This window comes from Flaviaesturariibacter aridisoli, assembly GCF_004343705.1.
Taxonomy (GTDB): Bacteria; Bacteroidota; Bacteroidia; order Chitinophagales; family Chitinophagaceae; genus Flavisolibacter; species Flavisolibacter aridisoli.
Map to the genome: position 1 here is coordinate 1 of NZ_SKFH01000020.1, position 23,800 is coordinate 23,800.

The 23,800-nt window shown below is 59.0% G+C and carries 27 protein-coding genes; 14 read left to right on the top strand and 13 right to left on the bottom strand.

The window, feature by feature from the left end; genetic code table 11:
- Positions 1-1,148: tRNA guanosine(34) transglycosylase Tgt (gene tgt, locus E0486_RS12135; RefSeq protein WP_243697434.1), on the top strand; the 1,148-nt coding region annotated here is incomplete at its 5' end.
- Between the two features lie 390 nt (positions 1,149-1,538).
- Here the strand turns inward: tgt and E0486_RS12140 are convergent.
- A complete protein-coding gene (locus E0486_RS12140) occupies positions 1,539-2,189 on the bottom strand; it encodes an SMI1/KNR4 family protein (RefSeq protein WP_131852452.1) in 651 nt (216 codons plus the stop codon).
- Positions 2,190-2,262: 73 nt separating this feature from the next.
- Here E0486_RS12140 and E0486_RS12145 point away from each other — a divergent pair, with 73 nt between their 5' ends.
- Positions 2,263-2,721 (top strand): YqgE/AlgH family protein, encoded by a 459-nt coding sequence (locus tag E0486_RS12145; RefSeq protein WP_131852453.1) that lies wholly within the window; start codon positions 2,263-2,265, stop codon positions 2,719-2,721.
- Between the two features lie 42 nt (positions 2,722-2,763).
- Here E0486_RS12145 and E0486_RS12150 read toward each other — a convergent pair whose 3' ends face one another.
- From E0486_RS12150 to E0486_RS12165, 4 genes are all read right to left on the bottom strand, one after another.
- Entirely contained in the window at positions 2,764-3,213 is a 450-nt protein-coding gene (locus tag E0486_RS12150; RefSeq protein WP_131852454.1) for an SgcJ/EcaC family oxidoreductase, read from the bottom strand.
- Between the two features lie 75 nt (positions 3,214-3,288).
- Entirely contained in the window at positions 3,289-4,245 is a 957-nt protein-coding gene (locus E0486_RS12155; protein ID WP_131852455.1) for an alpha/beta hydrolase, read from the bottom strand.
- A 32-nt stretch (positions 4,246-4,277) separates the two neighbouring features.
- On the bottom strand, positions 4,278-5,477 hold the full coding sequence (locus E0486_RS12160) for a family 1 glycosylhydrolase (RefSeq protein ID WP_131852456.1): 1,200 nt from the start codon (positions 5,475-5,477) through the stop codon (positions 4,278-4,280).
- A gap of 15 nt (positions 5,478-5,492) precedes the next feature.
- Complete coding sequence (locus tag E0486_RS12165; RefSeq protein ID WP_131852457.1) at positions 5,493-6,221, bottom strand: SDR family NAD(P)-dependent oxidoreductase; 729 nt, start codon at positions 6,219-6,221, stop codon at positions 5,493-5,495.
- Positions 6,222-6,397: 176 nt separating this feature from the next.
- Between E0486_RS12165 and E0486_RS12170 the strand changes: the two genes are divergently transcribed.
- Both E0486_RS12170 and E0486_RS12175 read left to right on the top strand, forming a co-directional pair.
- Positions 6,398-7,483, top strand: a complete 1,086-nt coding sequence (locus E0486_RS12170; protein WP_131852458.1) for an LptF/LptG family permease — start codon at positions 6,398-6,400, stop codon at positions 7,481-7,483.
- A gap of 483 nt (positions 7,484-7,966) precedes the next feature.
- Positions 7,967-9,292 carry a citrate (Si)-synthase, eukaryotic gene (locus E0486_RS12175; RefSeq protein WP_131852459.1) on the top strand — a complete coding sequence of 442 codons (1,326 nt, stop codon included), beginning with the start codon at positions 7,967-7,969 and terminating at the stop codon, positions 9,290-9,292.
- 121 nt (positions 9,293-9,413) lie between these two features.
- On the opposite strand, the gene E0486_RS12180 is transcribed toward E0486_RS12175, so the two are convergent.
- On the bottom strand, positions 9,414-9,758 hold the full coding sequence (locus E0486_RS12180; RefSeq protein WP_131852460.1) for a response regulator: 345 nt from the start codon (positions 9,756-9,758) through the stop codon (positions 9,414-9,416).
- A 186-nt stretch (positions 9,759-9,944) separates the two neighbouring features.
- Here E0486_RS12180 and E0486_RS12185 point away from each other — a divergent pair, with 186 nt between their 5' ends.
- The 4 genes from E0486_RS12185 to E0486_RS12200 are packed head-to-tail and all read left to right on the top strand — an operon-like array spanning position 9,945 to position 11,301.
- A complete protein-coding gene (locus tag E0486_RS12185; protein WP_165917310.1) occupies positions 9,945-10,193 on the top strand; it encodes a YtxH domain-containing protein in 249 nt (82 codons plus the stop codon).
- Between the two features lie 56 nt (positions 10,194-10,249).
- Complete coding sequence (locus E0486_RS12190) at positions 10,250-10,591, top strand: phage holin family protein (protein ID WP_131852462.1); 342 nt, start codon at positions 10,250-10,252, stop codon at positions 10,589-10,591.
- Positions 10,584-11,033: a hypothetical protein gene (locus E0486_RS12195; protein WP_131852463.1), complete on the top strand. Its 450-nt coding sequence runs from the start codon at positions 10,584-10,586 to the stop codon at positions 11,031-11,033. The genes E0486_RS12190 and E0486_RS12195 overlap by 8 nt, the downstream gene beginning before the upstream one ends.
- Before the next feature lie 25 nt (positions 11,034-11,058).
- Complete coding sequence (locus tag E0486_RS12200; protein ID WP_131852464.1) at positions 11,059-11,301, top strand: hypothetical protein; 243 nt, start codon at positions 11,059-11,061, stop codon at positions 11,299-11,301.
- A gap of 173 nt (positions 11,302-11,474) precedes the next feature.
- On the opposite strand, the gene E0486_RS12205 is transcribed toward E0486_RS12200, so the two are convergent.
- A complete protein-coding gene (locus E0486_RS12205; RefSeq protein WP_131448019.1) occupies positions 11,475-11,642 on the bottom strand; it encodes a DUF1328 family protein in 168 nt (55 codons plus the stop codon).
- 205 nt (positions 11,643-11,847) lie between these two features.
- Between E0486_RS12205 and E0486_RS12210 the strand changes: the two genes are divergently transcribed.
- From E0486_RS12210 to E0486_RS12230, 5 genes are all read left to right on the top strand, one after another.
- Positions 11,848-12,048, top strand: coding sequence for a hypothetical protein (locus E0486_RS12210; protein WP_131852465.1), 201 nt, complete (start codon positions 11,848-11,850; stop codon positions 12,046-12,048).
- A gap of 251 nt (positions 12,049-12,299) precedes the next feature.
- Positions 12,300-13,721, top strand: a complete 1,422-nt coding sequence (rpoN, locus tag E0486_RS12215) for an RNA polymerase factor sigma-54 (protein ID WP_131852466.1) — start codon at positions 12,300-12,302, stop codon at positions 13,719-13,721.
- Between the two features lie 76 nt (positions 13,722-13,797).
- Entirely contained in the window at positions 13,798-15,336 is a 1,539-nt protein-coding gene (locus tag E0486_RS12220; protein WP_131852467.1) for a sigma-54-dependent transcriptional regulator, read from the top strand.
- A 1-nt stretch (position 15,337) separates the two neighbouring features.
- A complete protein-coding gene (locus E0486_RS12225; RefSeq protein WP_131852468.1) occupies positions 15,338-15,772 on the top strand; it encodes a hypothetical protein in 435 nt (144 codons plus the stop codon).
- An 8-nt stretch (positions 15,773-15,780) separates the two neighbouring features.
- Positions 15,781-17,244, top strand: a complete 1,464-nt coding sequence (locus tag E0486_RS12230) for a hybrid sensor histidine kinase/response regulator (protein WP_131852469.1) — start codon at positions 15,781-15,783, stop codon at positions 17,242-17,244.
- A gap of 153 nt (positions 17,245-17,397) precedes the next feature.
- Here the strand turns inward: E0486_RS12230 and E0486_RS12235 are convergent, their stop codons facing one another.
- The 3 genes from E0486_RS12235 to E0486_RS12245 form a co-directional block, all read right to left on the bottom strand.
- A complete protein-coding gene (locus tag E0486_RS12235; protein WP_131852470.1) occupies positions 17,398-18,597 on the bottom strand; it encodes an NAD(P)/FAD-dependent oxidoreductase in 1,200 nt (399 codons plus the stop codon).
- Between the two features lie 125 nt (positions 18,598-18,722).
- Positions 18,723-19,649: a YihY/virulence factor BrkB family protein gene (locus tag E0486_RS12240; protein WP_131852471.1), complete on the bottom strand. Its 927-nt coding sequence runs from the start codon at positions 19,647-19,649 to the stop codon at positions 18,723-18,725.
- A gap of 292 nt (positions 19,650-19,941) precedes the next feature.
- Positions 19,942-20,406: a ferritin-like domain-containing protein gene (locus E0486_RS12245; protein ID WP_131852472.1), complete on the bottom strand. Its 465-nt coding sequence runs from the start codon at positions 20,404-20,406 to the stop codon at positions 19,942-19,944.
- Between the two features lie 100 nt (positions 20,407-20,506).
- On the opposite strand from E0486_RS12245, the gene E0486_RS19225 reads away from it, so the two are divergent.
- Positions 20,507-21,043 carry a DUF6496 domain-containing protein gene (locus E0486_RS19225; RefSeq protein WP_243697435.1) on the top strand — a complete coding sequence of 179 codons (537 nt, stop codon included), beginning with the start codon at positions 20,507-20,509 and terminating at the stop codon, positions 21,041-21,043.
- 119 nt (positions 21,044-21,162) lie between these two features.
- Here the strand turns inward: E0486_RS19225 and E0486_RS12255 are convergent, their stop codons facing one another.
- The 3 genes from E0486_RS12255 to E0486_RS12265 form a co-directional block, all read right to left on the bottom strand.
- Positions 21,163-22,245, bottom strand: a complete 1,083-nt coding sequence (locus E0486_RS12255; RefSeq protein WP_131852473.1) for a DNA topoisomerase IB — start codon at positions 22,243-22,245, stop codon at positions 21,163-21,165.
- Entirely contained in the window at positions 22,217-22,789 is a 573-nt protein-coding gene (locus E0486_RS12260) for a low affinity iron permease family protein (RefSeq protein ID WP_131852474.1), read from the bottom strand. Before E0486_RS12260 ends, E0486_RS12255 begins: the two co-directional genes overlap by 29 nt.
- Positions 22,790-22,931: 142 nt before the next feature.
- On the bottom strand, positions 22,932-23,654 hold the full coding sequence (locus tag E0486_RS12265) for a YciE/YciF ferroxidase family protein (protein ID WP_131852475.1): 723 nt from the start codon (positions 23,652-23,654) through the stop codon (positions 22,932-22,934).
- Positions 23,655-23,800: the final 146 nt, after the last annotated feature.

Below are 23,800 nucleotides of genomic sequence, written 5' to 3' on the forward strand. Positions count from 1 at the left end.
CGCCCCCTATGGCCGCACTTTCTTTCCAGCTCCATCAAACCGATGCCCAGAGCGCCGCCCGCGCCGGCACGATCACAACTGACCACGGGGTCATTGAAACACCCATCTTCATGCCGGTGGGTACGGTGGGTTCGGTGAAGGCCCTGTCGCAGCAGCAGCTCAAAACCGAGGTGGATCCCCGCATTATCCTGGGCAACACCTACCACCTCTACCTGCGTCCCGGCATGGAAACGATGGAAGCGGCCGGCGGCCTCCACCAGTTCATCAACTGGGACCGTCCCATGCTCACCGACTCGGGTGGCTACCAGGTGTTTTCGCTGGCCGCGAACCGCAAGATCACCGAGGAGGGCGTCACCTTCCGCTCGCATATCGACGGGTCGAAGCACCTGTTTACACCCGAAAGCGTGATGGACGTGGAGCGCACGATCGGCGCCGACATCATGATGGCGTTTGACGAGTGCCCGCCGGCCAATTGCGAATACCGCTATGCCCTCGACTCGATGAACCGCACCCACCGCTGGCTCGACCGCTGCTTCGCGCGTTTCAATGATACACCGGATAAATACGGGCACACGCAAAACCTGTTTCCCATCGTGCAGGGCGCGGTCTTCCACGACCTGAGAAATGCTTCCTGCGACTACATTGCCGCCAAAGGCGCCACCGGCAACGCCATCGGCGGCCTCAGCGTAGGTGAACCCGAAGCCGTGATGTACGAGATCGCGGCACTGTGCTGCGAGCGCCTGCCGAAAGACAAGCCCCGCTACCTGATGGGTGTGGGCACGCCCTGGAACATCCTTGAGAACATCGCCCTTGGCGTGGATATGTTCGACTGCGTAATGCCCACCCGCAACGGCCGCAACGCCATGTTGTTCACCACCCGCGGGGTCATCAACATCGACAACAAAAAGTGGGAGCGCGATTTCTCGCCCATCGACCCGGGGCTGGACTGCGAAACGAGCCAGTATTATACCAAGGCATACCTCCGTCACCTGTTTAAGGCCGGCGAATACCTGGCCCTCACGATCGCCTCCATACAGAACCTGGCCTTTTACCTCTGGCTCGTGCGCGAAGCGCGCAAGCATATATTGGCGGGTGATTTCCTGAGCTGGAAGAATGAGCTGGTTCCGGTGCTGAAAACACGGCTGTAATCTCTGTGTCCCGCCGCCTCAAAGACGCGTCGTTACCGGAAGTAAAGCCTCCGTGCCTGTCCCGCCTGCGGGACGCTTGAATTACGCAAGGCCACGAAGTGATGCCAGTCAAAGCCAAAAAGCGGGTAGCCCACACGGATACTCCTTTGTAGTCTCTCCTGTCTTTGCGTCAAAATGCTTTCTTCGTTTCTTGGCGTTTAAAAAACGCGGAGACAAAAAGAAAGTCCTTTGGACGCGGAGGAAGCAGAGGGCGCTACGTTCGCTTCCTCAATGGGTGAATGCATTGCCCGCACTGGCGCAACTGCCGTCGTAGGCGGAGCGTTCTGCTACGCAGAACAGGCGCGGAGGCCCTCCTAAACTGCCGGAGCTTTCAGTTGTACGTAAGGTTTTTCACGGCATCCCCGCAAATCCCATCCAGTAATCCACGCCTGTATTGCCGGCGCCATCGGGGTCGATGCGGAAGAATTCGGGGATGATCTCGTAGTCGTGCAGCCGCTGCTTTTCCTGCAGGTAGTGTGTCATGCATTCAAGCAGCTTCGGGAAGGAGGAGAAGATAACGGGGCCGAGTCCCTTCAGGTCGCCGCCGTATTCGTGGTCGTAGATGCGCACGGGGAATTCATTGCCGGGGGCCTCCTTGCGGCCGTCGAACACGAGCGGGCCGGCGTCGTTCCCGTCGTCGCCGAAGGGGTAGATGCGCTGGGGGGCGAGCCGCTCGGCCACGGGCCAGTCGAGGCGGTCTTCGAGCTCGCGGAGCGGCTCAGCGGGGTTGGAGGGCGGCAGGCGCAACAGGCCGCAGTCGGCGTCCATGAAGAAGCAGGAGCGGTGCCATTCGATGAAGCTCTCCGGGTAGCGCACGCCGAAGCGTGCTTCGAGGGCGGCATAATCCGAACGCTGCAGCGTGCCGGGCGCGGGCTTCCAGGCAACCCACCCGTCGGCATCCACTTCCGAAGCTTTCAGCGCGTCGGGGAAACCCGGTGTGTAGACGACTTTATCGAAAAGTGACAGCAGTGCATCAAAAAAAGGCCGGTAGCGTTCGTTCATGGGCTGAAAATTACACCGGTGCAGGCGAACATCCGCGACGGGGCGGTTTAACTTTGCTTGAGAAACCAAGCATATGGAACTCCGGGCCGGGATTTTTCTGCACAGTACGCCGTTGCTCGACGATACCGTTTTCGCGGACGTCGTTCTTTTCCTGAAAGAATACAACGCCAGCGGTGCCCTGGGCGTGATCGTCAACCGACCGCACGGTCGCTCGCTGCACGAGCTGGTGGAGTTCCGCCACAGCCGGCCGTTGCCCCTGTTCTACGGCGGCCCGGTAGCGGAGCAGCACCTGTATTTCCTGCACCGCCGCCCGGATCTCATTGGCGGCGGTGAACCAGTCGTTGACGGCGTTTATTGGGGCGGCGACTTTCCAAGCGCGGTGCGGGCCTACAACAACAAGACGCTGGATCTTTCCGGGATCAAGGTCTTTGTGGGCTATTGCGGTTGGGATGCCGGCGAGCTGGAAGCCGAGGTGGAAGAAGGCAGCTGGCTGCTCAGCGGGTTGCCGGTAGAAGTGGTATTCGAGCCGTAGAAATACGGGTTTTCAGCTCAATATACCCGAACGAAAGGGGCCTTAGTTTTCTTTCGGAACGTCGCCATGAAAAAGGCGCCACTTCCAGGTGCCGTTGCGGCGCACCAGCACGATCGATACCCGGTACGGTTCCTCTGCCACCGATCCGCCGCCGGCCACCCTGATCGTGCCTTCCACAAATACCCAGGCCGTATGGCCATTCCCGTCAATCCGGGCCCGGGACAGGTTGAGCACTACTTCCGAATAGTTGAGAAAGGCACTCAAAACCTTGCGGATGGCTGCCTTTCCCTGGAAGATCTCTCCCGGCGCCGAGCCTACCATGAGGGTTTGCGGGCTGTCGTCGAAAATGGCCAGGGCCTTGTCCAGGTTCTTTGCCTCCAGGGCCTTGTTCCAGGCGCGCAGGGTCGCCTTGATCGCCGTGGAGTCTTTGCCGGCTTGTGCCTGGGCGGACTGAAGGGAAAATGCAAGCAGCAGGAGGAGCAGGAGACGCATAGGCAGGTTTATAGTACAAAGGTGCCGGCTATTTCAACATGCGCTGCCGGCGTTTACCCAAAAACGGCTGCAGTGTCAGGGCTTCCGGATAAAAGCGACAATTGCCGGGATCACCTGTGGCGCCACCGGGAGCGTCGGGTCGCTGTAGCTTTTCTGGTTCGCCTGCGGGTCGTTGCTTTCCACCAGCTTGAGCACATGGTTCATGCCCTTTACCAATACGAATTGCGCTTTGGGCGCGGCGGCCCGGAGCGATTCGGCGTCGCTTACCGATACCTGCAGGTCGTTGTCGCCCTGCACGATCAGCACCGGTACCCGGAGGGCGGCAATCGCTTCGCGCGGATCGTGGCGGAACCAGGACACCAGATAGGGTTGCACGCTCGGCCGGAAGAGGCTGAGCAGCAGGATTGGCGGCTGCTTCACCAGGTGCCCGGCTTTGAGGCTGTCGAGTGTGGTCCAGGCGGCCTCTTTGAGCTTTTCAGGAAGCTGCGGCGCAAGTTGCTTGCGAAGCAGGCTGTCGGCGGGGATGCCCGCTCCGGCGAGCGATATTACGTGGTCGGCGCGGCCGGGTGCGGCCAGCATCCCGATGAGCGATCCTTCACTGTGTCCGATCACCGCGACGCGCGCGAAACGCCGGTCGCTTTTGAGGCGGTCCAGCCAGGCGGCGGCATCGGTTACATATTGATCGAAGCGCAGGTCTGCTTCTTTCACACCTGCTCCTGCCGAGGCCGCGATCCCGCGCTTGTCGTAGCGCAGCGTAGCGATGCCGGCGGTCGCAAGTTCCCGCGCCAGGTACAGCAGCGAGTTGTTCTTTCCGGGCAGCACGGTCGTATTGCCGTCGCGGTCGGTAGGGCCGGAGCCGGCGATGATCAGGGCTACGGGTACCTTGCCTTTTGCCTTTAGCGGCATCATCAATGTTCCGTACAGGTCGCCGGTAGCCGTGTGGAGCGTGTCGGGCCTTTCCGTCCAGGCGCTGTCGGCGGCAAAAGCAGGATGTAAGAGCAGCAGGGTGATCGCGAGCAGCAGGGTTCTCATGAGGTAAAGGTAGTTTCCGGGCAACGCCAAACCTACCGGTAGATCGGACCATACCGCTCCTGGTCGAGCACGGGACTCCATTGCTGGATGAGGCGCTTGAAGGCCTTGCCCACGGGGAGGATGTTGCGGTCGAGGTCAAAGAGCCCCACGGGATGCACCTCGTTCAGCTCTTCGCGCAGCGCCACCTGCCAGTCTACCTGGTGGGTGAGGCTGTACCAGGTAAAGCCGAGGATGGGCACGCCGTCCTGCTTGAGGCGATGGAGGTTGGCCCATTGCCGCCAGAGCCAGTCTTCGGAATCAAATGCCCGGTTCGTTTCCGTGTGCATGATGGGCAGTTTGTAGCGCGCGTAATACTGGTGGGTGATGACGTAATACCCAAAGATGTCGCCGGCGGCCTGCCAGGTGCCGTTGGGCATCACGAGGTGCTCGTTGGTGGCGTAATAGTCGTTGCCCATCACGCAGTGCGCCTGCACCTGGTTGCGGCTGAACCAGTTCAGTTCCTCTTTCGTCATGCCGTTGCTCAGCAGGTATTCATACATCACCACGCGGATGGGATAGCCATACGTCAGGTCGAGGGCCAGGAAGCGCTTCTGGTTGAGAAAGTCGGCCAGCCGCTGCACCTCGGGACGCACCGGGTGAAAATACTCCGACGACTCGCTTTGAATAAAGGTCGCGTTGGGCTGTATCGTCATGATCTCGCGCATCGCCATCACATTGGCTTTGCACAGGTGTTTCAGGGCGCGCACGAAGGCTTCATCGGAAGTAAGGCATTCGTTCCACCAGCCATACTGGGCCGAGAACATAGCGGTGATGAAGATCTCGTTGATGGGGGTATACAGGTGCAGGTCGGGGTAGCGTTTGGAGAAGGCGCAGGCATACTCGGCAAAGAACTGCGGAAAATCGGGGTTCTGGAAATTGCCCAGCCAGTCGGGCAGGCCAAAGTGGAGCAGGTCTACAATTGGGGTGATCTTGAGCGCCCGCAGCTGGGTGATGGCCTCGTCGCAATAGGTCCAGTCGTACTGCCCGGGGCCGGTATGCACCTTATAATAAGGAGGCCCCCAGCGGAGAAAGTCCACGCAGATATCCTTCGTCAGTTTGAAGTCGAGCGCCATGTTCTGGTAATGGCCGCACTTCTCCATTTCGTCGATGCGCTTCCAGCCGCCGTCGGGCGTCTTGATCAGCGGGTAAGAGTTCTCGATACCGGTTGCGAACATGAATTGGGATCCGATCATAAAAAAGCCTTTCGTTTAAAGTATGTCCAGCCGGCCGCCATCGGCCACCAGCGTTGTTCCATTGATAAAGGAAGCCTCGTCGGAGGCCAGGAAGCAGATGGCCGCCGCCAGCTCGACGGGCTCGCCCACGGCCCCGCTGACCATTTCGGCCCCGCTTTTCACGTTGGGGTTGTTCCAGAGCATGGGGGTGTTGACCGCACCGGGCGCCACGCAGTTGATCCGCAGCTTCGGCCAGGGGTATTCGAGGCTGACGCCGCGGGTAAAGGCTTCGAGCGCGCCCTTGCTGCTGGCATAAGGCACTACGTTGGCGGTGGTTTCGTGCGCGTGCACCGAGCTGATGTTGACGATCGCGCCGCGGTCGAGGTGGGGGATGCACTGCTTGCAAAAGAGGAACACGGAGCGCAGGTTAACGTGCAGCACCATATCCCATTCCTCCACGCTGAGGTCCACCAGCTTTTTGAAGGTCATCATCGCGGCGTTGTTCACCAGCACGTCGATGCGGCCCCAGGTATCGAGGGCAGTCTGCACGGCGGCGCGCACCTCCGTTTCCACGCCCACGTCGCAGCGGGCAAAGCCGGCTGAGCCGCCGTCGGCGGTAATAAGCCGCACGGTTTCGTTGCCGCCCGTCTCGTCGCGGTCGATCACCAGCACGCGGCCGCCTTCCTGCGCAAACTGCCGGGCGGCTGCCCGGCCGATGCCGGAGCCGGCGCCGGTTACGAGGCAAACCTTATCCTGAAAACGCATTCCTTTTTTACCGGTGGGGCGCAAACGCCGGGCCAGAGGAACGGCGGTTGGTAGTTTGAAGTTTGTAGTTTGGAGTTGAGAACCCAAGAAAAGCTTAAAACTCCCTTTACTACGGGACGCCCCACTACAAACCACCAACCACAAACTACAAACGGGTTATTTTCGCTATCCCATTCATGAAGAAACTCGACTGGTACATACTGCGGCAGCTGTTCCTGGCCTTCATCACCTGCATGCTGATCTTCACGGTCATTGCGGTGGCGGTAGACAGCTCGGAAAAGACCGACGACTTCGTGAAGTCGGGGCTTACGGGCCGGCAGATCATCCGGCAGTATTATATCGGCTTCGTACCTTATATATGGGGGATGCTGTACCCGCTCTTTGTGTTCATCGGCGTGATCTACTCCACGAGCCGTATGGCGATGCGTACCGAGATCATCGCCATCCTGGCCACGGGCACCACCTACAACCGCTGGCTGCGCACCTACCTCGCCGGCGGACTGTTCTTCGCCGTGGTGCTCTGGTTTGCGGCCCGCTACTACATCCCGGCGGCCAATGACCTGCGCAGCACCTTCCAGGCGCGCTACATCGACGGGAAGTCGCCCGATGAGCTGGCGAAGCCCGCGGCGTACTATATGCGCACCGATTCCAATACCTATATCGGGCTGAAGTATTTCGATACCAGCTCCAGGATGGGCAACAACTTTTTCCTCAACCGCATCAAGGGCCGCGACCTGGAGTTCAACCTGCGCGCCGACATGATCCAGTGGGATTCGGCCGCCCGCAAGTGGCGCCTCCGCAACGTTACCACCCGCACGGTGGGCCCGATGGGGGAAACGATCGGGCAGCAGGCCGAGATGCTGATGGACCTGCACCTGCAGCCCGCCGACCTGCGCCGCGACCAATACATCAAAGACAAGCTCACCACGCCCGAGCTCGCGCGCTACATTGCCGCCGAGGAGCTGCGGGGCAACGAAGGCGTCAATACGCTGAAGGTGGAGCAATACCGCCGTACCGCCACCTCGTATTCGGTGGTCCTGCTGACGCTGATCGGCGCCATCCTCGCCGGCCGCAAAACGCGGGGCGGATCCGGGGTGCACCTGGCGCTCGGCATCATCATTTCCGTGGTATTCATCATGTTCGACCGCTTCTCGACGGTCTTTTCCGTAAAGGGCAACCTGCCACCGCTGCTGGCCGCCTGGGTGCCCAACCTGCTGTTTACGTTCATCGCCATTTACCTGTACCGGAAAGCGCCGAAGTGAGGACGTGAGGCGTGAGCCGTGAGCTGTGAGCCGTGAGGCGTGAGCCGTGCGTGCGCCCGTCGGAAGGGCTTCGTTAGGCGCTCCGTGACGCCGCCGCTGGCGGGATCAGGCAAGCGACGCCTGGGGGCACGGCTCCGGTCTCCGGATCCGGTATGGTAACCCATTGACTGCCAGGTTTTTGTTGTAGCCGCAGCCCGCGGCGAGGGAAAAAACGCGTTTGTCAAGCCGCCGCAGTCCGCTGCGAGGGAAAAAACGCCTTGGAAACGCCGCCGCAGACCGCGGCGGGCAGAAAAACGGGTTCGAAAGCGCGCGGCGCGGCGGAGGCTATGGCGCGCGGTGCGCTGTGCCGGCGGCCTTCCCGGTTGTCCGTCCCCGGGGTTTCGCTAACCCGCAGGCAGATATTCGTTATTCGTTATTCCTCTGCCATGCCCTACCTTTAGGCCGCTTAAAAATCCTTTTCATCTTAAGAAACTTATATTTCTCATGGGTATCATTAAAGACAGGTTCAAAGCGAAGGCGGACAGCGTCGGGGCGGAGATCAAGGAGCTGGTCAAGGAACACGGAAACAAGGTCATCGGCGAAGTGCAGCTGGCCCAGATCTACCAGGGCATGCGCGGTATTACCGGGCTGGTAACCGAAACGTCGCTGCTCGACGCGCAGGAGGGCATCCGGTTCCGCGGCCATTCGATCCCCGAGCTGCAGGAACGCCTCCCCAAATACGAGGGCGGCTCTGAGCCCCTTCCCGAAGGCCTGTTTTACCTGATGCTGGTAGGCGACCTTCCCACCGAGGAAGACGTGCAGCACCTCACGGCCACCTGGCAGCGCCGCAGCCACGTGCCCAACCACGTGTTTGCCACCATCGAGGCCCTGCCCGCCACCACCCACCCCATGACCCAGTTCGTGGTGGGCGTGATGGCCCTGCAGACCGAAAGCCAGTTTGCCAAGCGCTACGCCGCCGGCATGGCCAAAAAAGATTACTGGGAAGCCGTCTTCGACGACTCCATGGACCTCATTGCCCGCCTGCCCCGCATCGCGGCCTATATCTACCGCCGCAAGTACAAGGGCGGCGACCACATCCAGCCCAACGGCCTGCTCGACTGGTCGGGTAATTTTGCCCACATGATGGGCTTCACCGACGACTCCTTCAAGGAGCTGATGCGCCTGTACATGACCATCCACGCCGACCACGAAGGCGGCAACGTGTCGGCCCACACCACGCACCTCGTAGGTTCCGCCCTGAGCGACCCTTACCTGAGCTACGCGGCCGGTATGAACGGCCTCGCCGGCCCGCTCCACGGCCTGGCCAACCAGGAAGTGATCAAGTGGATCTTCGAAATGCGCGAGGAGCTCAACACCGAGGCGCCCACGAGCGAGCAGATCGCCGATTACGTGAAAAAGACCCTCGCCGCCGGTAAGGTGGTGCCCGGCTACGGCCACGCCGTACTGCGCAAGACCGACCCGCGCTTTACCGCCCAGATGGAATTCGGCAAGAAGCACATGCCCAACGATCCGCTGGTGCAGACCGTCTGGAACATTTACGAGACCGTGCCCCCGATCCTGCAGTCGCTGGGTAAGATCAAGAACCCCTGGCCCAACGTGGATGCCCACTCGGGCGCCCTGCTGGTGCACTACGGTATGGTGGAATACGAATTCTACACGGTGCTCTTCGCCGTGAGCCGCGCCCTCGGCGTGCTGGCTTCGCTGTGCTGGGACCGTGCCCTCAACTTCCCGCTCGAGCGCCCCAAATCGGTGACCACCGAGCTGGTGAAGAAGTTCCTGAAGGGAGAAGACAACGTTTGGGGTGAGTAGACGTCCATCCCCAACCCCTTCCCGAAAGGGAGGGGAACAAAAAGCCCCTCGCACTGCGAGGGGCTTTTTGCTGCGCCGCATTGCGGCGGCACTTTATTGCCTCGGGCTTTAGCCCGGGGGCTTAAAAGAAGTTGTCCAGTGCTTTGAGGGAGATCGGTTTTTCCCAGATCGTCAGCTTTGCCTCATCGAGGTCGGGGGGAATGGTGGGGCGGAAAGCGCTGATGAGGTGATAGTTGATCGCCGGGTGCTTCCGGTACATCTCGGGAAGCTTGTCCCAACCGAGGCCGTCGGGCAGGTTGTAGTCGATGAACAGGTAATCGGGGATGATCTCGTCGAGGCGCTGCACACCGTCGTTGAGGGTGTGGGCGATGTATACCTCGTAGTTCTTGCGCAGGAAGTACGACTTCATCAGCAAGCATAAATCCACTTCGTCGTCTATAATCAATACCTTCTTCCGCAGTACCATAAGCTTTGATCCATTCGGTTTAACACTAAAATTATTATACCAATCCGTTGGGAAATTAACGGAAATCCACGTTCCCCCGCCGCGCGGGCTCTTTTTTCCCTAACGGCACAACTTCCGCGCCAGCTGCGCTGGTATGATTATTTCAACCATTTGGGTGCATTTGTAACTTTAAAAACAGGGATGATTATGACAACGAAATCGAAGATGGTCCTCGGACTTGTGGGCGCCGCTGCCGCCGGTGTGGCGCTGGGATTATTGCTGGCGCCGGAGAAAGGCACCGACCTGCGGGCCCGCATCGGCAAGACCGCCGGCGACTGGGGCGACTCGCTCACCGACCTGTTCGCCAATGCCAAGGGTGAACTCCAGAACCTGGCCCGAAAAGGACGCGATGCGGCCGACGATAGCCTTAGCAACGCCCGGGAACGCTTTAGCTAACTCCTTCGGAACAGGCTCCCGGAGCCTGTTCTTTTCTTTATCAACGAACCCCGCTTATGGAAGATCTGAAAACAAAGTCCGGCACCCTGACCCAAAGCGTCAGCGATTACCTCGACACGTATTACAAGCTTGCCCTCGTTACCCTTACGCAGAAGGCGACCAACGTCACCGCCGGTCTTGTGGCCGGTCTTTCGGCGCTGATCCTCACCATTTTCATCCTCTTCTTCCTCGGCATGGGCCTCGCCTGGTGGCTGGGCGGGTTGCTGGGCAGCACCGCGGCCGGCTTCTTTATCGTCGGCGGCCTCTTTATCGTGCTGGTGATCGTAGTGGTAGCGCTGCGCAAAAAGATTGTATTCCCCATCCTGAAAAAAGCCATCCTCAAAAAGATCTATGAGTAAGAAGATTGCCAGCTACGACGACCTGGTGGAGGAAAAGGCCCGCCTGGAAGAACTCCTCGGCCTCCAGAAAGCCGCCATCAAGGGCAGCCTTAACTCGCTGCAGGAAGATGTGCGCCCCGTGACCAACGGCCTGCTGGTGGTCACGCGCATCCTCACCAAGATCGGCAAACGCAACCGCCCCACCTCACCACTCCTCAACGTGGGTCTCGACATCGGTGTGGACATGGTGCTGCGCCGCTACCTGCTGCGCAAAGCCGGCTGGTTTTCGCGCACCTTCGTGCCGCTGGTGGCCAGCACGCTCATTGCCCGCTTCCTCAACAGCGAAAAGGAAACCGCCTTTACCAAAAAGATGAAGAACTTCTTCGCCAACCTGGGCAAGCACCCCGACACGCCGCCCGATATGACCAAGGCGGCCGATATGGAGCACGACGGAACGAACTGACCCTTCACCCAAAAAAAACAACCATATGAGCGATCGACCCCTGACCAACCACATGGGCCTGCCCAACGAGCCCGGTTACAGCAACCCCGCCGATGTGACGCCCCGCCGCGAAGGCGGCGACGACTCGTTGGCCGAAGCCAACCCCAGCGATCCCCGCAATGATGAGAAAGTGCTTACCCGCTCTGAGTCGGAGCGCACCCCGGCACCCGGCGACGCCGGCGCCAACAGCGCCCCGCGGAGCAACGAGGATTCGGACAGCTCGCGCTGAGATCGTGAGGCGTGAGCCGTCAGCCGGGAGCGTTGACACCGGTAACAAAGAAACGGGTGCCTGCGGCACCCGTTTCTTATTTTGTTGCATTGCGAGCTCACGCTGACGGCTGACGCCGCACGAATAAAAAAAGGAACGCAGGTGCGTTCCTTTTTTATTCAAAGGTTCCAGGCTTAGTCCACGCGACGGAAACCGCCGGCGATGAGGCTCAGCACGAAGAGAACCAGGAAAATAAAGAATAGGATTTTTGCGATGGAAGCGGCACCTGCGGCGATACCACCAAAACCGAAGATCGCGGCGATAATGGCCACTACCAGGAAGATTACTGTCCAACGTAACATAACAATAAGTTTTAGGAGTTAATAAATTTTCTGTTCTGTATAATCAAAGAATGGTGCCAAAAATGAATTTTCGGGCGCTCATTATTTTTCCCACGGTTTCCGGCGGTTGAGGAAAATGCTACACAGCGTCCGGGCCGCCCGGATGGACGGCAGGCGCCCCTATTATTGGTGCGGTTTTCGCTCCCGTAAAAGAAGAATTTTTGCTATGTATCCTTCCGATCGACGTACTGCTTTCAACAGCCCCGGCGCCGCCGGCCTGCACGCCCCGAAATCACCCGAGACAGTCCAGGCTTCTGTGGAGCGGCCCCGCCGCTTTGACCCGGCGGCCGCCTGCGGTGGTTCGAGTTACCCCATTCCCGCGCTTTCCGGGTACCGGGTGGAAGCCAGCAGCCGGCACTTTGCGTAAGGCTCCGGCGCACAGTAAGTGATGGGACGTAACCGGAGCGGTTACGTCTTTTGTTTTCCTGGAGGCCCTAAAGCCGGGCTTGTGGGGCCTAAATTCCACAGTTCAGCCGTAAAATCCCATAGCTGAGCCGGTTGCCCCAAACTCAACAGGAAAACGTAATTTTTAAGTGCATGATATTCAACGATTTGAAAAAAGTTGTGTTTTTGGTTCCACACTTGCCGTAGAGAATCCCGTACGCCAAAATCACCACAATGATCAACCAGCGTTTAGCCCAAAAGCAGCGCCTGAAAATTCTGCCCCAGCAGATTCAGTTGCTGAACTTCTTCCACCTCAATACGCTCGAGCTCGAGCAACGCATTTCGCAGGAACTGGAAGAAAATCCGCTCCTGGACGACAACAATTCCGAAATGGATTCGTCCATCGAGAAGTATAGTAAGGACAGCGTGCAGGATTACCAGGACTGGGACGAATACGGATACAACGACGTTCCTGATTATAAGACCGAGTATTGTAATTACCTGGCCGATGAAAAAATGCCGGAGCGCCCGATCACGAGCGGCTTCGACTTCCGCCCGCTCCTGAAAGAGCAGTTCAAGGTCGCCTCCACCGATGAGAAAGAGATCGAGATGGCCGAATTCATCATCGACTCGCTCAACGAGCACGGCCTGCTGGAGCAGGATGTGGAAGCGCTGGCCGAAGACTGGTCGTTCAAGCAGGGCAAATGGGTGGAGTCCGACTTCATCTCCCTGGTGCTGTCCAAGATCCAGACCCTGGAGCCCGTGGGCGTGGGCGCCCGCTCTATCCGCGAGTGCCTGCTGATCCAGCTGCGCCGCTACAACTCGAAGCGCCCCGACGTGAAAATGGCCATGCGCCTGCTCGAGCACCATTTCACGGACCTGCACAACCGCAACATGGACAAGATCAAGCACCAGCTGCACATCGACGACGAGGAGCTGAAGATCGTGCTGCAGCTGATCGCCACGCTGAAGATGAAGCCCGTGTGCGAGCAGGAAGATTCCATCGTGATCAACAAAAACATTCTCCCTGATTTCATCGTTACCCAAACCGGCGACGTACTCGACGTGCAATTGTACCGCAACCGCTCAGAGAACCTCGCCATCAACACCACCTGGAAACAGCTTGCCGAAGGCGGCGGCCAGGTAAACACCGACAAGAGCGCGCTTCAGTATATGAAGAACAAGCTGCAGTCGGCCCAATGGTTCATCAATGCCGTGCAGCAGCGCGAAGCCACCATGCTCAAGATCATGAAGGCTATCGTGCAACTACAGTACGAATACTTCCTCACCGGCGACATCAACCTGCTGAAGCCGATGATCCTGAAGAACATCGCCGAGATCGTAGGCGTGGATATTTCTACCGTGTCGCGGATCACCTGCAACAAATATGTGGAAACGCCCTTCGGCCTCCTGTTGCTGAAAGACCTTTTTACGGAAGGTATTGCTAACGCCGAGGGACAAGTGATTTCCAACAAGGTGATCCAGAGCGCGATCGAGGAGGTGATCGAAAGCGAGGACAAGCACAATCCCTACACCGATCAGCAACTCGTGAATATTCTTGCCCAGCGCGGCTTTTCAGTGGCCCGGCGCACCGTTGCGAAGTACCGCGAGCAGCTGCAGATCCCCGTTTCGCACGTGCGCGGTTTGTGGGCCTAACTCAGGCATAATAATTTTAACTTCGGAGAACAACTGACCTAAACGATATTACGAACCTTAACGACAACCCCTTATCATGCAAAAGATCCTGATTGTTGATGACGACCGTGACATGTGCCTGCTGCTGAAGCGTTTTCTCACCCGCCACAACTTCGAGGTGCTGGAAGCGTACAGCGGTAAAAAAGCGCTCGAGTTGCTGGAGACCGTAGAACCCGATTTAGTGATGTGCGACTTCCGCCTCGAGGACATGGAAGGCAATGTGCTCCTCGCCAAGATCAAGGACATTTACCCGCAGGTTCCCGTGATCATCATCACCGGCTACAGCGACATCAAGATCGCCGTGGAAGTAATGAAGATGGGCGCCTACGATTACATCACCAAGCCGCTGTTTCCCGACGAGATCCTCGTTACGATCAAGAAGGCCCTCGAAGCCGCTTCTTCGCAGGACACCGGCGCCGTGCACCAGCCCCAGCCGCGCCCCGCGGCAGGAGCACCCGCCCCTTCGGTTCCTTCGGTGAGCCGCCCCGCCAGCGCACCTGCCGCAACGGCCGGCGCCGGTCCGGTGGTCCACTCCGGCGACTACATCTTCGGCGACACACCCGTATTCCGCCAGCTGCTCCAGCAGATCGACCTGGTAGGACCAACGAATTACTCCGTGATCATTTACGGCGAAAGCGGCTCCGGTAAGGAAGCCATCGCCCAGGAGATCCATAAACGCTCGAAGCGCAAGAACAAACCCTTCATCGCCATCGACTGTGGCGCCCTGTCGAAAGAACTTGCGGGCTCCGAACTGTTCGGTCACGAGAAAGGCTCCTTCACCGGCGCCCTCAACATGAAGGTCGGCTCGCTCGAGCTCGCCAACGGCGGCACCATCTTCCTCGATGAGGTGGCCAACCTCGGCTACGACATCCAGGTATCGCTGCTGCGCGTGGTGCAGGAACGCAAGATCCGCCGCGTGGGTGGCCTCAAGGACATCGAACTCGACGTGCGCATCCTGGTGGCTTCGAACGAAAAGCTGTGGGACGCCGCCCGCAAGGGTAAGTTCCGCGAGGACCTGTACCACCGCTTCAACGAGTTCTCCATCGACGTGCCGCCGCTGCGCCAGCGTCCCGACGACATCATGCTCTTCGCCACGCACTTCCTCACGATCACGAACGCAGAGCTGGGCAAGCAGATCCACGGCTTCTCCGCCGAGGTCGAGCACATCTTCCGCAACTACGTGTGGTACGGTAACCTCCGCGAGCTGAAGAACGTGATCAAGCGCGCAACGCTGCTGAGCGACGGCGAGCTGATCGAGGCTTCCTCGCTGCCCTTCGAGATCTCGCACTACGACAAGCTGCAGTTCGACAAGGCGCCCGCCGAACCGGCTCCCGCCACGTTTGCACCGGTGATGCCCGCGGCATCGCGTCCGCCTGCCGAAGACATGTTCGACAGCTCCCGCCCTGTAGGCGACGGCACGCTGAAGAGCGCTTCCATCGACGCCGAGTACGACATGATCCTCAAGGCGCTGAAGAAAGTGAACTTCAATAAGAGCAAAGCGGCCAAACTGCTCAACATCGACCGCAAGACGCTCTACAACAAAATGAAGCAATACCAGGAGTTAAACAACCAGTAACATGCATGTAACTTCTGTTCATCCGGCTGAGAGGCTCCGCGGCAACGCGGAGCCTTCCGGCACTACGGACCTGAATACGCTGCTCGCCGGCCTGCTGGCCACGATGCCCGTGCCGGTGTCGCTTCGCTGCGATACGCTGCCGCCTGCCGCCGGCGCCGAAGAAGAATGGTGGCTGCTGCTGCAGTGGATCCTTCAGCCCCTGAAGCGACCCTGCCAGTCGCTCCGCTACGTGCACGTGCAATGCGGCGAAGACCCGGCCTCGCGCGACCGCCGCTATCTGCTCAGCCTGCGTTGCAACGACCTGGAGGGCGCCGCCACTCCCGGCCTCAGCAACCCGCAACTGTCGGCGCTGGCCGCACGCCTGCAAGTGCAGGTGCTCCCGCCCGCTTCCTACGACACCCATTGCCTTTTTATCCTGCAATTTGCCGGAAAGTAAAAACAAACATGCCCAGCAACAAGCCCACGATCCGCATACTCATCATCGACGACGACGAGGACGACTATTTCATCACTTCCGAATACCTGCGCCAGATCGAGGAATACAACCTCCAGATCAACTGGTCGTATAAATTCTCCGACGCCATCGAGCAGGTGCAGAAGCGCCAGTTTGACATTTACTTTGTTGACTACCGCCTCGGCGCCAAAACCGGCATCGACTTTCTCAAGGAGGCTATCCGTCTCGGTTGCGAAGAACCCATCGTGCTGCTGACGGGCAAGGGCAATAAAGAGATCGATATCGAGGCGATGCAGATCGGCGCTACCGACTACCTGGTCAAGACCGACCTCAACGCCGACAAGCTCGAACGCTGCATCCGCTACGCGCTGGAGCGCACGTCTTACCTGAAGGCGTTGCGGGCCAATGAACGCAAGTACCGCAGCATCTTCGAGCTTTCGAAAGACGTGGTATTCATTGCCGACAAGGACCTTTATTTCAAAGACGTCAATGCCGCCACTTCGGAACTGCTTGGCTTTGGTCCGGGCGAACTGCAGCAGCGCACGGTGTACGAGCTTATGGCGGACGATGTCGAGAAGGAACAACTTCGCCGCATCCTCGACGAGGAAGGCGAGGTGAACGACGTTGAACTCGAGATCAACACGGCCAATGGCGACCGCCGCATCTTCATCTTCACGCTGACGGCCCCGGCCGATGCGGAAGGTAATTTCTACTACCAGGGACTCATGCACGACATCACCAACATGCGCCGCGCTGAAAAGGCCAACCTGATGGTGGAGAAACTTGGCGCCACCGGGCGCCTCGTGCGCACGCTGGCCCACGAAGTGCGCAACCCGCTCAACAACATCAACATGTCGGTGGAGCAACTGGTAGGCGATGAGACCTTCAACGAAGAAGCAACGCTTTTCCTCGACATCATCCAACGAAACAGCAAACGCATCGGCGACCTCATTACTGAGCTGCTCGACACGAGCCGTCCCACGGAACTCACTTTCGAGCAAAGCACACTGCAAGCGGTGATCGATGAAAGCATCCAGGAAGCCCTCGACCGGATCACCCTGCAGCATATCCAGTTGAAGGTGCGGTACGAAGAGCAACCCTGCTACATCAACGCCAACAAGGAAAAGCTTCGCATCGCTTTCCTCAACATCATCATCAATGCCGTGGAGGCCATGCCCAACGACGGCAGTGGCCAGCTCGAGGTAACGATCACCCGGGAAGACGACCGCCACATTACCGTCATCCGCGACAACGGCTGCGGCATCCCCGAAGAAAACATCTCCCGGCTGTTTGAGCCCTATTATACGTCTAAGCGAAACGGCATGGGCCTCGGCCTCGCAGCCACGCTCAACATCCTGCAAGCACATAAGGCGCAGATCGACGTCAGTTCGGTGGTAGGCCAGGGCACGACCTTCACCATTTCCTTCCCCGATGCCGGGAATGAAACGAAGTGAACCTGCTGTGTTCTCAACGAACGGCTCGCCCTGGCGAGCCGTTCGTTTGCCGGTACTGCCGGAGCGCAACTGTCGAAGTGCCGTGCGCGTTAGCGCCTTACCGGCGCGCCGTTTTGAACTCGCCGCAGCGGTGTAAAATCAAATGCCCTTTTTCTAACGGTTGAACGAAAAGAGCGAAGCCCCCTGCGGCTTGTGGCCGTTGAACAGTCCGGCAATAATGTCGGCCGCCAGCACGCTGAAGAGGATGCCGTTGCCGCCGAAGCCCAGCGCGTAGACCGTGTGCGGTTGCCCAGGAACGGAGCCGATATAGGGCAGGCCGTCGGTGGTGCCGGCAAAGATCCCTGCCCACGACAGTGCCGGGCGAAACGGCAGGCCGGGCAGCAGGTGCTTCACGGACCGTTGCAGCGCCTTCGCCTTTCGCGACAGTGCCGGAAACCCCGGACGCCCATCGTACGGGTCGTCTTTGCCACCGATGATAAGGCGGTTGTCGGTGGTCGTCCGCAGGTATAAATACGGGTGCGCTGTTTCCCAGAGCAGGGCGCGGTCTTTCCAGAAAGCATCCGGCGGCAAGGGTTCACTCAGTTGCACGTAGGTTACGAACAGTTCCTCCACGGACTTTGGCAGGTAGCGTTGCGACTCGTAGCCGCAGGCGATCACAAGGCGTTGTGCTTCGATATGATGACCGGTAGACGTGCGCACGGAGATTCCTTGAGGGTGCCAGTCGATGTGGACGGCTTCGGTGTGCGTGTATACGGCGCCGCCATCGTCAACGATGCTGGCCAGAAGTCGGTGGGTCAGTGCAAAGGCGTCGATCTGCGCCGCTTTGCGGCTGAACAGGCCGCCGGACTTCTGCAGGAAGTAATCTTCGGCAAGTGCTTTGGTTCCGAGCAGTTCCACGTCGAAACCGATCGCCTTGCGCCGCGCCACTTCTTCGCGCAGTGCGGGCAGGTGTCGCCGTGAGGAAGCCCATTGCACACTGTTGCGCGGCTCAAACAGGTTGGCGGCGCCGCAGTCGGCACATACCTGCTCCAGCCCGTCGATGGCCTCGTAGCAAAGGCGGTAGCTTTCTTCGGCAGCGCGGTTGCCGATGCGGTCGCTCAGCTCGCAGAGCGAGGTGTCGAGCTCGTACTGGAGCAACGAAGTGGAGGCGACGGTGCTGCCCATCGCCGCACCGCGCCGGTCGATCAGGGTACAGTGAAAGCCGGCCTGCTGCAGCTTAAAGGCCGTGAGGGCGCCCGAAATGCCGGTGCCCAACACCAGCACCTCGCAACGCAGGTCGCGGTCCAGGGCCGTGTATCCGGGTACAGGGCCGGCGGCCCTGAGTGAGTAGGTATCGGGAGTGTGCAGGTACATGGAAGCATCACGCAGCGCTACTTTCTATGGAATAGCGGGCATCTGTTTGAAACAAAAAACGAAGGGGCTGGTTCAATTCGGGAGGTGCATTTTTCAGGCAGGTCGTCTCGCAGGTTTTTCTTCTGCTACGTATCGAGGTAAGAGGTGGGCACTTCTTTCGACTCGCGCTTGATAATAAATACCGCTGTGTCTTTGGGGCGGATGCCTTCGCCGTGGTGCAGCGCGTACATCTTGGTGAACTCCGCGCCGTAATACAGTATGAGCGCGCTGTAATAGATCCAGGAAAGGATGATAACGATGGAGGCGGCAGTGCCATAGGTAACGTCGAGATTGGACCGCTGGAGGTAGTAGCCGATGCCGAATTTGCCGAGCAGGAAGAGCAGCGCCGTAATGAGCGCGCCCGTCAGTGCGTCGCGCCAGGCGATGACTGCGTCGGGCAACACTTTGAAGATGACGGCAAACAGCCCGGTGATCACGATGATGATGATCGCTATGTTGATCCAGTTGAACACGTAGACCGTGAAGTGGGGGAACACGCGCGTGAGGCGTTCGCTCAGCAGGTTGAGCAGCGCATTGACCACCAGCGACACGAGCAGCAGGAAGCCGAGGCCCACTACAAGCGAGAAGGAGAGGAGCCGGTTGATGAGAAACTTGAGCCAGCTCTTTTTCGGCTTTGCACGCACCGACCAGATGTAATTGATCGAATCCTGCATCTCGGTAAACACACCGGTGGCGCCGATGATGAGGATGATGGCGCCAATGACGGCGCCGGCCATCGTTGCATGCGTGTGGTGGATGTTGCGGATGATGTCCTGGATCTGCAGGGCAGCTTCTTTGCCCACCAGTCCACTCAGTTGAACGTACAACTTCCCCTGCACGGCCTCGCGTCCGAAGAAGATCCCGGCCAGCGAGATGATGATCAGGAGCAGCGGGCCGAGCGCGAATACGGTGTAGTAGCTCAGGGACGCACTCAGCTTGAAGGCATTGTCGTGTACAAAGCCTTCGCCGGCTTTGTGGAAGAGGGCAAGAAAGCGGCGGATGCGTTGGATCATATTCGGTGGCATGTGGCCGGGGCGGCGCCGGCGCTGTGGAATTCGCTACCCATCACTGCCGGGCTCCGGCGGGTTTTGCCCCGCGAAGCAGCGGCGGTGAAGGGCAAGGGCGCGTGGCACCGGTTTTTTATTACAATCATCAGAGCGAATATAAACTTCTCATATACACGGTCCATTCTATCAGCAAGGCTGCAGTGTCCACTGCGGCCATTTTTTTTAAGCAGGCAAGTCGGGAGCGGGAAGTCGGAAGTACAATTCTGGAAGGAACGTCCGACTTCGCGCTTCTTACTTATTAACTGGTCTTCTGGAGGTCGCGGAGGCGCTTGATCTCGTCGTGGCCTACGCGCAGCTGTGTCTTCTGGCGCACGATCAGGTCGCGGAGGGAGGGCTCCAGGTTTTCATCCGTGTTGAGGGCGAGGTCATAAGCCTTTTGCGCGGCGTCTTCACCGAACTCGCAATTCTCCAGCACCGCTTTGCGGTCTTTACCGGCAACGACTGCTTTGAGGTCCATCCACACGCGGTAGATCTTGCCCGAGTTGGTGGTGCCTTCGCTGGGCGTGCCGCCCAGGCGGGTTACTTCGGAGCTCAGCTCCTGCGCATACTGGCGGCTTTCCTGGGCGTAGCGGACAAACAGCGGGCGCAGGTCTTCGGTCTCGTCTTTCAGTTCGTCGATGGCTTTTTCATAGCCTACGATGCGGTCGTGGTTGATGCGGATGAGATCGTTGAGCAGGTCGGCGACTTTTTCATAATTCGGCATAACAGAGGTTTTACCTAAGGTGGAAAAAATCATACCTCCGATGGTCTGGTACGAAAATTTTGCAACTTCTCCGCATTACTAACCCTAAACTTCAAACATTATGGCCCAGTATTCCAAAGGCGCCGGTTCCAAAGTAAAACGAGCGATGGAAGAGCGCAAGGAAGGCTCGCTGAAAAGCGGCCGCAGTGGCAAGAAGGTCACATCTCGCAAGCAGGCGATTGCCATCGGACTCTCCGAGGCCCGCGAAGCCGGCGAGAAAGTGCCCGCCAAGAAAGGCGCAGCCAAAAAGGCCGCACCGAAGAAAGCGGCGGCTAAAAAAGCAGCGCCCAAAAAGGCCGCGGCAAAAAAGGCTGCACCGAAGAAAGCAGCTGCTTCGAAAAGCAGCCGTTCCGGTGGCCGCAACAGCGCTCCCAAAAAAGCAGCCGCTAAAAAGGCGGCGCCGAAGAAGGCCGCCGCCAAGAAAGCTGCTCCCAAAAAAGCAGCACCGAAGAAGGCTGCCAGCAAGTCTTCCGGCGGCACCTCGGTCAGCCGCGCCGGTGGCTCCACGGCTCGCGGCTCCTCCAAGCGCGGTCTCGCTTCTGCCAGCGCCGCCACGAAAAAAGCAGTGGCGAAGAAGGGCGGCAAGGCATCGAGATAATGTGCTGGCCTGCTAAGGTGCTAATTTGATAAAATGACGAATGCCCCGACAAGGTCGGGGCATTCGTCATTTTAAAACGTCGGTAGCAGAAAAGATTAGCAGGCCAGCACATTAGCCGATCAGCACATTGTTTTCAGAATTTTCATCAGCACCCGCTCTTCGCTGGTCAGCCCGGACAAGTGGTCAGGTGTTTCGATGCTGTCCAGTTCCTTCAGGTAGCGGTGCAGGGCCCGCTCTTCGTACAGGCGGATGACGCCCGGGTGCACGTAGTACTTGCGGCAAACGGTACGGGTGTTGCCCAGCTTGTGGCTCACCTCATCCAGTACGGCGAGCGTATTCTTTTTGCAATCACTTTCATTATCTGCCGGGCCCAGCGCACTGAAGGCGCGCAGTGCGTTGAGCGTGCCCGCCCAGGTGCGGAAGTCCTTGGCCGTGAAATCGCCGCCCGTAGCGTCCTTGATGTACTGATTGACCATCCCCGAGTCGATCGGCTTGCGGTTGCCGTCGGCATCGTAGTACTGGAACAGCTCTTTGCCCGGGATGTCGCGGCAGGCCTGCACGGCCTTCGCCAGGCGCCGGTTGCGGAGCGAAATGTCGTGGTCGATGCCTTTCTTTCCGGTAAACGAGAACCGGAGCTGGTCGCCCTCGATCTTCACGTGCTTGTCTTTGAGCGTCGTGAGTCCATAAGACCCGTTTTGCTTCTCGTAGTCGCTGTTGCCGATGCGGATGTAGGTGCGCTCCATCAGCGAGATGACCGTGGCGATCACCTTGCGTTCGCAGAGCTCCCTGATGGCCAGGTCTTCTTCCAGCTGGAGGCGCAGCGACGGCAGCAGTTTACCGAATTCAAAGAGGCGATGGAATTTCGTTTCGTTGCGCAGGTCGTGCCACAACGGGTGGTAGCGGTATTGCTTGCGCCGGCGGCTGTCGTAGCCCGTGGCCTGGATGTGGCCATTGGCGTGCCTGCAGATCCATACTTCCGTCCATGCCGGAGGGATGGCCAGCTTGCGGATGCGTTCGAGTTCCGGTTTGTCGCTGAGTGGCGCGTCCTTCCAGGTATAGGAAAATCCTTTTCCTTTCTTGCTCCGGCGGATGCCCGGCCACTGGTCGCTTACATAAACCAGGTCGGCGGCGCGGGCCGCTTCGCTGTAGTCGCGGCCCAGCTTCAGGTATTCCTTATGGGTTAAGCTGCTTACTGCTTCCATTGGTCTGTTCATGTTGTTTTTTGCGCTCCAGTCGTTCCTGGCGGCGCTTTTCATGGTAGCTGTGTTTGGCGTGGTTCACGTCGGTGGCATCGTCTACCGAGTGGGAGGTATGCAGGTCGTCGCCCTCCTTGGCCAGCACCGCCAGCTTAACATAGAATTTCTTGAGCACGTCGAGCTCCTCCTGGCTGAGGTCTTCCACATCGATGAGCCGGTTCGATGCGCGCTCTTCGCAGGCAATGAGCTCATTGAGCTTCAGCTGCAAGGCCAGCGAATCTTTGTTCTGCGACTGCTGGATCAGGAACACCATGAGGAAGGTTACAATAGTGGTGCCGGTGTTGATTACCAGTTGCCAGGTATCGGACCAGCGAAAGATCGGGCCGGTGATGCCCCATACCACCACGACGAGCAGGGCCACGAAAAAGGCCACCGGCGTGCCGACGGCGCGGGTAACGGCTTCGGCAAACCGCTCGAATTTGGCTTTCACGCCTTTTTTGTTGGCCTGCAGGATCGATACTTCTTTCTGCAGGTCGCTGTTCAGAGACATATCAATAGGTTTCTACCAAACTATCGAAAAGCCGGGCCAAAAACGCTGGGGATAACCTGCCGGTGCTGCATTAACACCGAAATGACACAAAAAAGCGTCCCGCACGGGGTGCGGGACGCTTCGCAGGACAAAACGGGGCGCCTTATTCAGACTCCTGTTCAGCCGTGATGTTGATGCCCGATACGGCCAGCTCGGTGAGCAGCTGATCGGTTTCTTTTTCTTCTTCGAGTGTTTGCACCAGCAGGTCGGCTACTTCATTCTGACCCATGGTCTTGGCCAGCTGGGCCAGCGAGCCGTAAGCGGCGATCTCGTAGTGCTCAACCTTTTGCGCACAGATGATGAGGGCGGCATCGCGCACCGAAGAACCCTTGGGTGTGTCTTCAATGCCTTGCTGTGCTTCCTGCACGAGGCCTTCCATGGCTTCGCACTTCTTGGCCCGGGCGGGCAGGCCCAGGAGCTGGAACACCTGCTCCACGCGGCCGATCTGCTCTTCGGTCTGGCTCAGGTGATTTTGAAAAGCGCCGCGCAGCTCTTCGGAAGTGGCGGCCTTGGCCATTTTGGGGAGCGCCTTGGTGAGGTGCTTTTCCGCCCAGTAAATGTCACGCAGCTCTTCTACAAAAAGCTCGTGCAGGAGGGTGGCTTCGTCGAAGCGCTGGCCGCCTTTGCTGCTGCCATTGGCGCGTGAAGCGGCGCTTTTGCTGGCGCCGGCGGAGCGGGAGGCCGTGCTGCGGCTGCTGCCGTTGCTGCGTGCGGAGGAGGAGGCTGTGCGGGTGGAGGAAGACGTGGAGCGACCGTTGGATTTAGCGGCAGCTTTGGTAGCCTGACCACCGTTGCGGCCAGCAGCCGATTTTGTTGCTTTTGCCATAATTAAGGGTTTGTGTGGCCGGGATAAATGAAAAAATTAGGCCAGCCCGGCGGCGCGCTACGGCCGGGTTGTAGCGCATATTCCCCAATAGCAGAGGTGCATTCGGACGGGCAAAGCGGATTTTTTTGTGGTATTCTATTTGGTGC

Excerpts from the sequence above, each read along its gene's own strand:
- E0486_RS12140 (WP_131852452.1), bottom strand. The coding sequence starts at position 2,189 with ATGAACGAACGCTACCGGCCTTTTTTTGATGCACTGCTGTCACTTTTC.
- E0486_RS12145 (WP_131852453.1), top strand. The coding sequence starts at position 2,263 with ATGGAACTCCGGGCCGGGATTTTTCTGCACAGTACGCCGTTGCTCGAC.
- E0486_RS12150 (WP_131852454.1), bottom strand. The coding sequence starts at position 3,213 with ATGCGTCTCCTGCTCCTCCTGCTGCTTGCATTTTCCCTTCAGTCCGCC.
- E0486_RS12155 (WP_131852455.1), bottom strand. The coding sequence starts at position 4,245 with ATGAGAACCCTGCTGCTCGCGATCACCCTGCTGCTCTTACATCCTGCT.
- E0486_RS12160 (WP_131852456.1), bottom strand. The coding sequence starts at position 5,477 with ATGATCGGATCCCAATTCATGTTCGCAACCGGTATCGAGAACTCTTAC.
- E0486_RS12165 (WP_131852457.1), bottom strand. The coding sequence starts at position 6,221 with ATGCGTTTTCAGGATAAGGTTTGCCTCGTAACCGGCGCCGGCTCCGGC.
- E0486_RS12170 (WP_131852458.1), top strand. The coding sequence starts at position 6,398 with ATGAAGAAACTCGACTGGTACATACTGCGGCAGCTGTTCCTGGCCTTC.
- E0486_RS12175 (WP_131852459.1), top strand. The coding sequence starts at position 7,967 with ATGGGTATCATTAAAGACAGGTTCAAAGCGAAGGCGGACAGCGTCGGG.
- E0486_RS12180 (WP_131852460.1), bottom strand. The coding sequence starts at position 9,758 with ATGGTACTGCGGAAGAAGGTATTGATTATAGACGACGAAGTGGATTTA.
- E0486_RS12185 (WP_165917310.1), top strand. The coding sequence starts at position 9,945 with ATGACAACGAAATCGAAGATGGTCCTCGGACTTGTGGGCGCCGCTGCC.
- E0486_RS12190 (WP_131852462.1), top strand. The coding sequence starts at position 10,250 with ATGGAAGATCTGAAAACAAAGTCCGGCACCCTGACCCAAAGCGTCAGC.
- E0486_RS12195 (WP_131852463.1), top strand. The coding sequence starts at position 10,584 with ATGAGTAAGAAGATTGCCAGCTACGACGACCTGGTGGAGGAAAAGGCC.
- E0486_RS12200 (WP_131852464.1), top strand. The coding sequence starts at position 11,059 with ATGAGCGATCGACCCCTGACCAACCACATGGGCCTGCCCAACGAGCCC.
- E0486_RS12205 (WP_131448019.1), bottom strand. The coding sequence starts at position 11,642 with ATGTTACGTTGGACAGTAATCTTCCTGGTAGTGGCCATTATCGCCGCG.
- E0486_RS12210 (WP_131852465.1), top strand. The coding sequence starts at position 11,848 with ATGTATCCTTCCGATCGACGTACTGCTTTCAACAGCCCCGGCGCCGCC.
- rpoN (WP_131852466.1), top strand. The coding sequence starts at position 12,300 with ATGATCAACCAGCGTTTAGCCCAAAAGCAGCGCCTGAAAATTCTGCCC.
- E0486_RS12220 (WP_131852467.1), top strand. The coding sequence starts at position 13,798 with ATGCAAAAGATCCTGATTGTTGATGACGACCGTGACATGTGCCTGCTG.
- E0486_RS12225 (WP_131852468.1), top strand. The coding sequence starts at position 15,338 with ATGCATGTAACTTCTGTTCATCCGGCTGAGAGGCTCCGCGGCAACGCG.
- E0486_RS12230 (WP_131852469.1), top strand. The coding sequence starts at position 15,781 with ATGCCCAGCAACAAGCCCACGATCCGCATACTCATCATCGACGACGAC.
- E0486_RS12235 (WP_131852470.1), bottom strand. The coding sequence starts at position 18,597 with ATGTACCTGCACACTCCCGATACCTACTCACTCAGGGCCGCCGGCCCT.
- E0486_RS12240 (WP_131852471.1), bottom strand. The coding sequence starts at position 19,649 with ATGATCCAACGCATCCGCCGCTTTCTTGCCCTCTTCCACAAAGCCGGC.
- E0486_RS12245 (WP_131852472.1), bottom strand. The coding sequence starts at position 20,406 with ATGCCGAATTATGAAAAAGTCGCCGACCTGCTCAACGATCTCATCCGC.
- E0486_RS19225 (WP_243697435.1), top strand. The coding sequence starts at position 20,507 with ATGGCCCAGTATTCCAAAGGCGCCGGTTCCAAAGTAAAACGAGCGATG.
- E0486_RS12255 (WP_131852473.1), bottom strand. The coding sequence starts at position 22,245 with ATGGAAGCAGTAAGCAGCTTAACCCATAAGGAATACCTGAAGCTGGGC.
- E0486_RS12260 (WP_131852474.1), bottom strand. The coding sequence starts at position 22,789 with ATGTCTCTGAACAGCGACCTGCAGAAAGAAGTATCGATCCTGCAGGCC.
- E0486_RS12265 (WP_131852475.1), bottom strand. The coding sequence starts at position 23,654 with ATGGCAAAAGCAACAAAATCGGCTGCTGGCCGCAACGGTGGTCAGGCT.